Source organism: Pseudomonas sp. W3I7 (genome assembly GCF_030816095.1).
Taxonomy (GTDB): Bacteria; Pseudomonadota; Gammaproteobacteria; order Pseudomonadales; family Pseudomonadaceae; genus Aquipseudomonas; species Aquipseudomonas salomonii.
The window spans coordinates 3657358-3668536 of record NZ_JAUSXP010000001.1; the positions used below are offsets into that span (position 1 = coordinate 3657358).

The 11179-nt window shown below is 53.6% G+C and carries 12 protein-coding genes; 6 read left to right on the forward strand and 6 right to left on the reverse strand.

The genetic code is table 11. The features are described 5' to 3' along the window. Positions 1–92: 92 nt before the first annotated feature. On the reverse strand, positions 93–1103 hold the full coding sequence (locus QF043_RS16775) for an NAD(P)-dependent alcohol dehydrogenase (RefSeq protein ID WP_307419418.1): 1011 nt from the start codon (positions 1101–1103) through the stop codon (positions 93–95). 174 nt (positions 1104–1277) lie between these two features. Between QF043_RS16775 and QF043_RS16780 the strand changes: the two genes are divergently transcribed. Beyond that, positions 1278–2192 (forward strand): LysR family transcriptional regulator, encoded by a 915-nt coding sequence (locus QF043_RS16780; RefSeq protein ID WP_307419419.1) that lies wholly within the window; start codon positions 1278–1280, stop codon positions 2190–2192. A 156-nt stretch (positions 2193–2348) separates the two neighbouring features. On the opposite strand, the gene QF043_RS16785 is transcribed toward QF043_RS16780, so the two are convergent. From QF043_RS16785 to QF043_RS16805, 5 genes are all read right to left on the reverse strand, one after another. Beyond that, positions 2349–2567: a Rid family hydrolase gene (locus QF043_RS16785; protein ID WP_373460703.1), complete on the reverse strand. Its 219-nt coding sequence runs from the start codon at positions 2565–2567 to the stop codon at positions 2349–2351. Between the two features lie 295 nt (positions 2568–2862). Continuing rightward, on the reverse strand, positions 2863–3687 hold the full coding sequence (locus QF043_RS16790) for an aldo/keto reductase (protein WP_307419420.1): 825 nt from the start codon (positions 3685–3687) through the stop codon (positions 2863–2865). A 47-nt stretch (positions 3688–3734) separates the two neighbouring features. Beyond that, the gene (gene lepB / locus QF043_RS16795; RefSeq protein WP_307419421.1) at positions 3735–4580 is read right to left on the reverse strand and encodes a signal peptidase I; all 846 of its coding nucleotides are present in this window, start codon (positions 4578–4580) and stop codon (positions 3735–3737) included. 59 nt (positions 4581–4639) lie between these two features. Then, the gene (locus QF043_RS16800) at positions 4640–5503 is read right to left on the reverse strand and encodes an NmrA family NAD(P)-binding protein (RefSeq protein WP_307419422.1); all 864 of its coding nucleotides are present in this window, start codon (positions 5501–5503) and stop codon (positions 4640–4642) included. A gap of 30 nt (positions 5504–5533) precedes the next feature. Continuing rightward, positions 5534–6835: a serine hydrolase gene (locus QF043_RS16805; protein WP_307419423.1), complete on the reverse strand. Its 1302-nt coding sequence runs from the start codon at positions 6833–6835 to the stop codon at positions 5534–5536. A 110-nt stretch (positions 6836–6945) separates the two neighbouring features. Here QF043_RS16805 and QF043_RS16810 point away from each other — a divergent pair, with 110 nt between their 5' ends. The 5 genes from QF043_RS16810 (at position 6946) to QF043_RS16830 (ending at position 11156) form a co-directional block, all read left to right on the forward strand. Next, positions 6946–7866, forward strand: coding sequence for a LysR family transcriptional regulator (locus QF043_RS16810; RefSeq protein ID WP_307419424.1), 921 nt, complete (start codon positions 6946–6948; stop codon positions 7864–7866). A gap of 125 nt (positions 7867–7991) precedes the next feature. Then, positions 7992–8264: a hypothetical protein gene (locus tag QF043_RS16815; RefSeq protein ID WP_307419425.1), complete on the forward strand. Its 273-nt coding sequence runs from the start codon at positions 7992–7994 to the stop codon at positions 8262–8264. Positions 8265–8519: 255 nt separating this feature from the next. Next, a complete protein-coding gene (gene sseB, locus QF043_RS16820; RefSeq protein ID WP_307419426.1) occupies positions 8520–9320 on the forward strand; it encodes an enhanced serine sensitivity protein SseB in 801 nt (266 codons plus the stop codon). Beyond that, positions 9317–9919 carry a hypothetical protein gene (locus tag QF043_RS16825; protein WP_307419427.1) on the forward strand — a complete coding sequence of 201 codons (603 nt, stop codon included), beginning with the start codon at positions 9317–9319 and terminating at the stop codon, positions 9917–9919. Before sseB ends, QF043_RS16825 begins: the two co-directional genes overlap by 4 nt. A 496-nt stretch (positions 9920–10415) precedes the next feature. Further along, complete coding sequence (locus QF043_RS16830; RefSeq protein ID WP_307419428.1) at positions 10416–11156, forward strand: helix-turn-helix transcriptional regulator; 741 nt, start codon at positions 10416–10418, stop codon at positions 11154–11156. Positions 11157–11179 lie beyond the last annotated feature (23 nt).

Below are 11179 nucleotides of genomic sequence, written 5' to 3' on the forward strand. Positions count from 1 at the left end.
AAAGTGGACGCTTGAGCCTGGACCGGCTCAACTCCGGAGTTGAATCTGCTGCGATAGCCGAAAAAAGGCGCCATTTTGGCGCCTTAACCTAATCAAGCGATTTTAATCACCACCTTTCCAAATGCTCCCCTCGCCAGATGCTCATAAGCTTCCCGCGCTTTCTCGAACGGGTATACCTGATCGATTACGGGATGGATCTTGTGTTCGTTGAGGAATGCGTTCATGCGGTCGAAGGATGAGCGTGGCGCCACGGCGATGCCGCGAATAGTCGTCTGGCGGAAAATCAGCGGCATCAGATTGAGTTCAACGGTTTGCCCTGTCAGAAAGCCGATCTGCGCAATACGCCCTGACGCCTTGGTCGCTGCGACCGATTGATTGATGCCGCTGCCGCCGGCTACATCGAGCAGCAGATCCACGCCCTTGCCTTCGGTCAGTTTCAGCACTTCGTCCGCCCAGTTCGGGGTCGTTTTGTAGTTGATACCCGCCACGGCCCCCAGCGCCTTCACGGCTTGCAAATTCTGGTCGCTGCTCGACGTCGCAATGACCTTTGCGCCAAGTGCAGTTGCGATTTGCACGGCAAATATGGACACACCTCCAGTGCCCTGGACCAACACGGTCTGGCCCGGCTGGATGTGTCCGAAGTCCACCAGCGAATACCAGGCCGTGAGCGCAGCAATCGGAAGCGTTGCCGCCTCTTCGTCGCTCATGTTGTCAGGTGCGCCGACGGCGCTGTCTTCATGGATGATCATGTATTCGGCTAAACCGCCGGGCAACGGCGAACCGAAGCAGTAATCGGGTTCGTTCGGCCCTGGCTCGCCCTCCAGCCAACGCGAATAAAGGTGCGAGTTGACGCGGTCACCGACTTTAAAACGTGTGACGTTATCACCGACCGCTACCACGGTGCCGGAGGCATCGCTCACCGGGATCAGTGGTTTGGGCACCTTGTGCGGCTCATAAATGCCGTCGACGATAGCCTTGTCGCGAAAGTTGAGCGAGACAGCACCGACCTTGACCAGTAACTCGCCAGCCTTGGGGTGCGGGGTCGCCACCTCTCCCAACTGCAGGTTGTCGAGGCCGAAATCTTTCAATAACCAAGCTTTCATTGCGAATCTCCCAATACACGTCAATGGCCACCCACCAGGATCGGTTCGGCCTTGCGTGCATTTTTGGCTTTTGAGGGCGAGCAATAAATGCGTGGAAAAAGACATGATTGTTCTATCCTTGGACAACAATCATATTCAACTGGGTTATTCAGCCGGGGCTCATGGGAAAGCGTCATGGAATTGCTTCAATCGATGCGACTGTTCGCCAGGCTTGCCGAACTCGGCAGCTTTACCAAAGCCGCCGAATCGCTGGACATCGGGCGACCTCAGGTCACTCGGTCTATCCAGGAGTTGGAGGCGTCATTGGGCGTGCGCCTGTTCCAGCGCACCACCAGAAAGGTGGCACTCACCGCCGAGGGTGAGCGGTTTTATGAGCGGGTACAGGAAATTCTGGCGGGTATTTCTGCTGCGACGTCGATGTTCGACCGCTCCGGGGCAACGCTTGCAGGCCGACTTCGCATCGATATCCCGACCGCTTTCGCACAAATGGAATTCATCAAGAGCCTTAAAGAATTTACTGGCGCCTACCCTGGTATCAACATGATTCTTGGCGTGACGGACCGGGCTGTCGATTTGGTCGGTGAAGGCATTGACTGTGCGTTGCGTATTGGCGATTTACCGGATTCAACGTTGATCGCTCGCCCTATCGCGATGGCGACCATGGTCACCTGCGCTGCGCCCGAATATCTGCGCGAGCATGGCGAACCAAAGACACTCGACGACCTGGCCGGTCATCGAGGCGTCAACTTCTTGTCCGGTCAGAGCAACAGGACATTACCTTGGCATTTCTCGGTAAAGGGTCAGGATCGAGCGTTTGTCAGTAATGCCGGCATCACCGTCACCGAGTCGAATGCGTACGTTCAGTGCGGCGTATCGGGTTTCGGAATAATCCAGGCGCCGGGGATCGCCGTAGCGGAGCATTTGGACAGTCGCGGTTTAGTCGAAATTCTAAGGTCCTATCGGCCAGCCCCTCGCCTGGTGTCGTTGCTGTACCCAAGCCGGACGCATCTGGCGCCACAGGTTCAAGTGTTTATTGAGTGGCTGCAAGAGCGTTTTCCGCAGCTTTATTCTGACTGGCTGGAACCGTAGCGATCATTGGACCGGTTGTGTAAACGTCCGGTATGGGTCCGATAGCAGCCCTTCGCGACAGGCGGCTATCGGCCAAGAGCGGACATTATGGACTGACGCGCTCATCGCTTGCGTAGGCTCAGACGAGCGCGGTTAAGCGTAAATCGCTCGCCATAATTACAGTTTTTGCCCTGTTTTAGGCTTTAGCAGCGCTGACAAGGAATTCGACCAGCAATCGCGAAACAGCCAACTTTTCTCACCGCACGCTCGTGCTGGTGAATGTCCTTCTGGTACCCAAGCGTCCCAGACTTCGTTCATGGCTTCAAAGTCAGCCATGTCAGCCAGCCAAATGGTCACTTGCAGCAGGTGTTCACATGACGACCCTGCTTCCTTCAAGAGCGCATCGACACGTGATAGTGCGGTATGAGCCTGGTCTGCTACTGATTCATGTTCATCGCCTATCGAATATACGTTTAGAAGGGATGGCGTATGGGAATGCTGTTTTTCGTCTCATGTACCTGATGGCGCCTGTGACCAATGCAATGCAATCATCCAGTTTCATTGTGGTTGCCTCTTTTGCTAAAACTACGATCCAGGACCTACAGAACGAGTCGATTGCAACGGGCTGCAATCGATACAGAGACATTTATAGAAGCGTCTGAATAATTTTCCTAATCGATTAATTACCGGATCACTTTGCATCCCAATCAGGCGCAAACGGAGGCTGGACAAAGCGCTGATCTTTAGCGAGAGATGTGATCGCCTGCCGATCCTCGTCGTCCAGTTTCACCGCAATGGCTTCCAGGTTCGCTTTCTGACTTTCGGCGCGCTGAGCTTTCGGAATTGCGATCACACCGTCTTGATCAAGTAGCCACGCGATGGCGACCTGAGCTGCCGAGACGTCATGCTTAGCGCCTATTTGCATCAACGTCGGATCAGTCGCCGCTCTACCCTGAGCCAGAGGCGCGTACGCGACCAATGGAATATTTCTTTCCCTTAGGAAGGTTAAAAGACGAGTCTGATCAAGGAATGGATGGTATTCGACCTGAACCGCTGCAACGGATGCACCCAACTCATCGATCGCGCTACGAAGCATCGGCATATTGAAATTACACACCCCCAGTTCCCGAATTCGTCCGCTATCACGCAAAGAGCCGAGGGTCTTCATCAGGGCTGCCATGTCCATGGATGCCGAAGGCCAATGAACCATGTAAAGATCGACGTATTCCAACCCAAGCTTTGACAGGCTCGTATCGAATGATTTCAACAACGCGGTTGGCTCGAGCTGGTCGTGCCACACTTTTGTCGTAACAAATAGCTCGCTGCGCGCTATACCTGATGCGGCTAGTGCACGACCTACCGACTCCTCATTGTCGTACATGGCCGCAGTATCAATATGCCGATAACCCACGTCGATAGCACTTTCGACTACCGCTTGGCAGCCGTCACCGGGCATACGGAACGTACCAAAACCTAAACGGGGTATAGTCAAACTTTTAGAGATCAAGCGTTTCATCAAATCACCTTTAATCTATATAATCCAGCGATGAAGACCGTAGCGAATTAATCAATAAGGCCAATTCTTCCAAGTTTCCGAAAGTTCAGCCAGACAGCAAAAGCGTTGCCTTCGATATTAGCTTTCGGCACAAATCCCCAATAGCGGCTATCGGCGCTATTGTCGCGGTTATCACCCATTCCAAAGTAGTAGCCTGCGGGAACCTGACAGCTGACCTCTGATGCCCCATATACGCAGTTTTCTATATGAGGAAATTTCCAGACTGGATAAATGTTATGGTCGCCTCTTAGATTTACGTAAATATCATGGGGGTGAATTCCCAACGTTTCACTGTATCTGTTGGCGGATAGACCCACTGGCGTATCCATCCGGCCAGGCACCAAATCGATGGCGATCTTCACGCCATTTACAAAAAGTTGGTTATCCCTATACGCGACGGTGTCACCCGGCAGACCCACGATGCGTTTTATATAGTGTATACGGGGATCCTGTGGGTAGCGGAAAACAATGACGTCGCCCCGTTCAGGAATGCCATAACTCAATATTTTTGTTCCCATGACAGGAATATGGAGTCCGTAAGCAAACTTGTTCACCAGAATGAAGTCGCCCGATTCCAGTGTCGGCAGCATGGAGTCAGACGGAATCATGAATGGCTCGACAATGAACGACCGGATAATGAAGACCACCAGAATGACTGCAAACAGACTGGATAAAAATCGCACACCGTACACTGCCCAACTTAAAACACGGCCGACCCCGTTATTAGCCGCACCTGATATGACGGCAGGCGCCTCAATACCGGGCCTTTTACCAATGATTGCGAAATCAAGAATCTTCGCAATGCCGGTCACCGCCAGCACAGCGCATAGTACCAACGAAAAATCCAAATCCATCTGACTTCCACCCAATTCGTTCGCCGCGCCGTGCCCGATAAACGGCAAGCCACGTGAGCTTATTTCGACTGAAAGAGAAGACCTTTAAGAACCGTTTCAAGCGTCGTTTTCCCTTTCATCCGAACATCAGCGCTGCGCTCGAATTCAATCCACCCTTCATTGAAACCGTCTAGCATCTGCATCCTCGGTAACGGATTGAGAGCACCTTGGTCGCGAAACATTGGCTCCCAGCTTTCGCGTGGGACCGCTTCCACGGAAATAGGCTTGCCCAAGATCTCACCGAAGACCTTCGCCATCTCGTTAGGCGAGACCCATTGGCCTTCCAGTTCGACTATTTGCGCACCCGTCCATTGCTCTTGGAGCAATCCAGCAGCGACTTCACCGACGTCAGCCGACGCGATCATCGGCACCTGTTTATCAAGCGGCTGAAGAAAACTGTTGATCATGCCTTGCTCAAGAACTGATGTGATATCAAACGCTGCATTGTCCATGAACCAGCCCGGACGCAGGAAGGTAACCGGCACTGGAAGTGCGCTCAGCGCCTTTTCCATCAACGTACGCTGGGTCAACAAATTGATCTGAGCCGCCTGGGCACCGATGGTGGAGATGCACACTACTTTCTCTGGCCTGGCAGCATCGATTGCTTGTGACACGGCATCAATGACAGCACGCGCTTCCGGAAAACCTGGGGCTGGATCGAACTCGGAGGGCGGAAGAATGAAAACACCACTCGCGCCCTCAAATGCGCGGGTAAGTGCCGAGGCATCATCCATATTGGCAATGACGATTTCACACCCCAGAGTTCCCCAGTACGCGCCTTTTACCGGGTCTCTTACTACCGCGCGAACAGCTTGGCGATTATTGAGAAGCGCACGTGCCACTGCGCCGCCGACTTTTCCGGTGATACCCGTGATGACATACATAGTTCTGTTTCCTTAGGTGTTAGAAGTACATCAAGCCTTATTCAATCCAGCGTAAAGCCCATGCTCGAACTGTCCATAAAGCTTTACTACTGCTGGGTCATAAAACGGCAGCGTCTGGGTAAAGATCGCACCGGTCACCTGCTTGACCGGGTCTAGCCAGAAATAACAATTAAGCAACCCGGCCCAACTCCCGCTACCCGCACTTCGCCCGTTGGGCCCCGGTTGGCTGTTGATGTCAAACGACAGCCCCCATTTGTGCGGGGTATCAGGAAATTGGTTAAAGCTTTCTGAATAGGCAGGTTGTGCTGACTTCATCTCGACGACGTTTAGGTCGCCGATATGGTTGCGGAACATCGTCGCGACAGTTTCTGGTTTCAAAAGGGTCGAACCGTTGAACACGCCACCGTGCAGGAGCATTTGAAGGAACTTCAAATAGTCTCGAGGTGTGCTGAACAAACCGCCGCCGCCGCTGAAAAACTCAGGACGCTGAGGCATCTCGAACGGGCCCGTCTTCAACGATCCATCCTGCTGGCGCATATGAAGAGTGGGAACCCGTTGCTTTTGAGCGCTACTTATAAGAAAGCCTGTATCGGTCATGCCCAGTGGTGAAAAAATGTTTTCCTTGAAGTAGATCTCCAATGACTGGCCACTCACCGCCTCGACCAGTTTCCCCACCCAGTCCAGACTGATGCCGTACTCCCAGCGGTCTCCCGGATCAAACTCCAGAGGAGCCGTGAACGCGCCATTTTTGGATGTGGCGATATCAGGCATACCCGTAACTTTTTCATATTCGCCCAACGCCTCGCTCCATACGCTGTAGGTAAATCCAGAGGTATGGGTCAAAAGGTGTCGCACGGTGATGGGCCGAGCAGCCGCGCGCAAACGAGGCTGTCCTGATGCGTCAAACCCTTCAAGCACGTGAGGTGACGCTAATTCCGGAAGAATTTCGCTCGCTGGTTGGTCAAGCGACAGTTTCCCTTGCTCGATCAACTGCATGCACGCAGTTGCAGTGATCGCTTTAGTCATCGACAGCAACCAGAACACCGATTGCGATGAAATCGCCGTTCCCGACTCCAAATTACCGGTGCCGTATGCTTTTTCGTACACCACGCCTCGTTTTGTCGCACCTATTGCTACGACACCCGCCACCGTGCCATTTCGAACAGCGGCGTCAAGTGCCTGGTCGATGGACCTGAATGAAGCATCTGGCTTGGGTGTGGACCAAACCGTTTGAGTGGACGCCTTGGCCTCGGGCAACCCCGCAAAGGCTGAAGCAACCAGAAGACCTGATGCACCTTTGAGCATGTTCCGGCGAGTGAGATCGTATGGCATGGAGAAGGACCTGAATTTGAAGACAGGGCCAGAGTAACTACCTTTTATAATTGACAGAATGCCCAATTAGTCACATCTTTAGTGACCTTTACGCACGAGTGGATAGCGAGATGAGTTTTGACGGTCGCCTGCTTTCAAACATCAGTGTCCTGGCCGCTATCGTTCACAGTGGCAGTTTCGCGCGGGCGGCTGAAGCATTGAGCATGTCGCCCTCTGGCATCAGCCGCGCTGTTGGACGTCTAGAGACAAGCATCGGCGTACGACTGTTCGATAGAACAACACGGTCAGTGACGCTAACGGACGAAGGACGCATGCTCTACGGAGAAATCAGTCCGTTGTTGGCAGGGATAGGTGATGCGGTCAACTTGACCTCCGGCGCATCCACTGCCGTGCGGGGCCGACTGAGAGTCAATGTCGATACGTACTTTTCCCGTCGGATGATGGCGCCCCACTTGTCCAGGTTTTTAACGCTGTACCCAGAGATCTCCCTTGAACTCCTCGTCCGCGATCAACTGGGTGATCTGGTCGGAGAAGGATTCGACATTGCGATCCGGTTCGGCCAACCACCGTCGTCTACCTTGATCGCACGCAAATTGCTGGAAACCAGTACGGTCACTGTCGCTTCGCCGGACTACTTGAGTAAATACGGGTCTCCTAAAACACCCTCTGATCTGATTCACCATTTCTGTATTCAGATGAAAAGCACCATGACCGGGTTGCCTATGGAGTGGGAGTACACACTGGGAAAAACGACGATGCCGGTCAAGACCACCAGCAGATTATTGGTCAATGAATCAGGTACTCTGATAGGTGCATGCTTGGCGGGCGTAGGTATTGCACGCATCAAAGCCAGCGGGGTGAAGGATCTTATCGCCCAAGGTCATCTTGTTGAATTACTTCAAGGCTGGAGAGGTGAGAAGTTTGATCTTTACGCCCTGTATCCATCTCGACATTTACCCCCTGCCAAGGTCAGAGCCTTCATCGATTTCGTGAGTGAGTTTCTGCATGAGGGAGCACCTCTATCGGATTAACTCCTCCATGACATTGATCGTGAGGTATATCCAACTTGCACCGGCCACCAGTCATTCCATTACAAGCGAATGTATCCGGCGTGCTTGCATTGGGCTGACCAGTCCCGACACTGGACATTACCGCCATGCTATTTGCCAACCTGCCGGGCAGTGTGGTGGTGGTCTGGTCGCTCTGGCGGCTACGACAGCCGAGCCGCAGCATTGGTTTATATGACGCACTGGCGAGAATACTGTTCACTGTCTGGCAACTATTCGCGGTAGCCCATGGAGCCAGTTTTCTGATCCTCGGCTTCACCTGTTTCGAAGTCGGATTTGCCATCGCGCAGATCCTGCCACTGAACCATCCACTAAAAGTCCTAACGAACGCACGCCCTAGGCGTTCTGGTCTCGGTTTGTAATAGACGGAATGTCCGCTTTGGGTCGATAGCTGCCCTTCACGACAGGCAGCTATCGGCCAGAAGCAGCCGTTCGAGGCCAACTGCGTTTTTCTTCATCCAACGCTGATACGGAGGAATTCTCCTTGAAAAACCGCCTCGGGTTTCTCTACGTATGCTTCAAACTTGTTAGTCTCCTGTGCTTCCTGTTTTCACAGTGACGTAAAAAACTGCGCGCTCTTTGCCGCTCACTTTTTGTCTGTTTTGATGGAACTGCCAATGGACATCATGGATACCCAGCAAGAAAACGACCTCGAAAAATCACTCAAACTGGCGGCGGATGAACCGGCCCATCGTCCAGACTTTTTCAAGACGCTGTTGAACTCCACTGTCTACGTCCTCGGCACTGCCGGCACTGGCGAAGGTCAAGTGAACATAGAGTCTGGTAGCAACATCAGCATCGCGAATTGGCAAAAACCTGACGGCAGCGCTGTCATCCCGTTTTTTTCTTCGTTGCAAACCCTCCAAAAATCCATAGATAGCCAAGAATCCTACATAGCGATCCCGGCCAGATCGCTGTTTGAAATCACCTTGGGCACCGCTCTTTTCCTCAACCCAAAGTCTCCTTACGGGAAAGAGTTTTTCCCGGAGGAAGTGCGCCATCTGCTCTCTGACGGGATCGGCCAACAGCCGGTGCAGCGCACAGTAGAAAAAGACACCAATGTGCTGCTCGGGCAGCCGTCGCACTATCCGTCGAAGATGGTCAACTCGCTCACGCAATTACTCGCCAAACATCGCAACGTAAAGCGTGCATTTCTGGCGTTGATGCATGACGCATCGTCCGATCAAAAGCCTCATCTGATCATTGGTATTGAAGCGGATGGTGATATTGAACGGGTCATGCGCGAAGCCGGTAACGTTGCCGGGGATAGCGCTCCGGATGGCGAACCCGTTGACCTCTATCGCGTTCACGAAGGGGAATCAGGCCTTAGCGATTACTTCCTCAAGCAAACCGCACCCTTCTATGAACGGAAGTCGGCAGGCTGGGTGCGTTCATTGCTTGGCTTGGGCAAAGCGTGACAGAGATCAACGCCTTGATAACCGCAGAGCAGGCTTGTGAAATCGTGCTTGGCCTGTTTGACGGCGTCATGAGAGATGGCAAACCTGAGCGTTTTGTTATCCAGTCATGTGAGCTTTCCGCCAACGGTGATTACTGGGTTATTCGCAGTAACAGTGAGGATTACGTCATCCACGGCATGACGCAGTTCTGCTACGTAGGTGTTAACGCGCACTTGATCAACGTCATGACGGGCGAGCATGAGACGGTCGTCAGCTGGAGCGTCGATGAACATCTGCAAGACAAATACGACCTGGAAGCAGCATCGGGCAACACGTATGTACTGACCCCGGCAAGTGACCGAAGCGACAAAGCGGCGCTGGTCAATTTGCGTCGAAAACTGCAGTGTACCTACCCGCAAACCCTTGCGTTGCTGACGGGCAAACGACATTGGCTCACAGGTAAACGCAGGCTTCTTGAAGACGCGCAGCGACTGCTTTTCGAACAAGGCATAGCCACCCAAATCGAGCTGGTGTTTGATGCCGGCGAAGCAGTCGCCATCGGCGTCGAGACCTGGCACATCGAAGCGGTGTTGAGGGCTGTGCGCGAGAGGCTGTGCTGAGCCGACGCCAAGGAAGCAGTCATATAACCTGCCGTAACCCACCTGGTCGCTGGTGAAAAAATCAGCGACTTGACGATTGGGGCCGTCTCGCATCCCAAGGTTTGGGCGGCGTCGGCGGCGGTGCGGGTCGAGTCCGGCAACTCCTGAACAGTCGGGCCGAGGCCTCGCTCGTAAAGCGCCTTTTTGCGCGGGCTTTGTTGGCGCCCTTGATTGCAGTTAATGTCATAGAGAGTAGTTAAATAACCAATAAAATCATAATTATTAGGTTTTTATGCTGTAAATTATGATTTTTTTGAGACGCTTTGCAATTGGTGTTTGTCTGTTTCGTTTAGTGTTTGATCCAGCGAGCGAGCGTTAACGGCAGCTTCGGCTGCGCACTGTCGTAATTGTCGTAACTGTCGAAAAAAGGAGAAAACGTCATGATGCTCAAGGATCCGTCCAGCACCTATCGCCATTTTAGTACCGTGCAATTGCCTGACCGCGGTACCTTCCTGCGATGATTGCGCACACCGCATTGGCGGCGCTCGCCGGTGACTATGGTCATGGTGACATAGTGGCTTCGCATCGGCATGAAGAAGGTCAACTGGTGTATGCCATTAACGGCGTGATGCTGGTATCGGTCGTCGGGACCACTTGGGTGGTACCTTCCGGGCATGCGCTCTGGGTTCCTTCGGGAGTGGAGCACCAGATCCGCATGACCGGCGAGGTGCGCATGCGCACTCTGTTGATCTCGCCGGGCGCACACCGAGCGTTGACGGAGGAATGCCACGTTCTCAAGGTTTCGCCGTTGCTGCGGGAATTGATCATCGCAGCGGCCGATGAACATGACACTGAACCCACTCTGTTGCGCCATGTGCAGATTGTCGACCTGATTTTCTCGGAGCTCGACATTGCGCAGCGGGTGCTGGCGCATGTGCCGATTCCTGATGAGCCAAGGCTCAAGTCGCTGTGTGCCGAGTTCATCGACAACCCTTCACAGGAGTCGACACTGGAGAGTTGGGCGGTGCAGCTCAATATGAGTTCGCGCACCCTGGCGCGGCTGTTCCAGAAAGAGTTGGGCATGAGTTACGGGGAGTGGCGCAAGCGCACTCGGCTGCTACTCAGCATGCAACGGCTGGCCTGCGGCGTATCGATCCTGGAAGTGGCATTGGAGCACGGTTACCAGAGCCCGAGCGCGTTTACTGCAATGTTCAAGCGCACCATGGGCTACACCCCGAGCACCTGCCGCCTGGTCTGATACCCCCGTCGAGCGCGCAACCC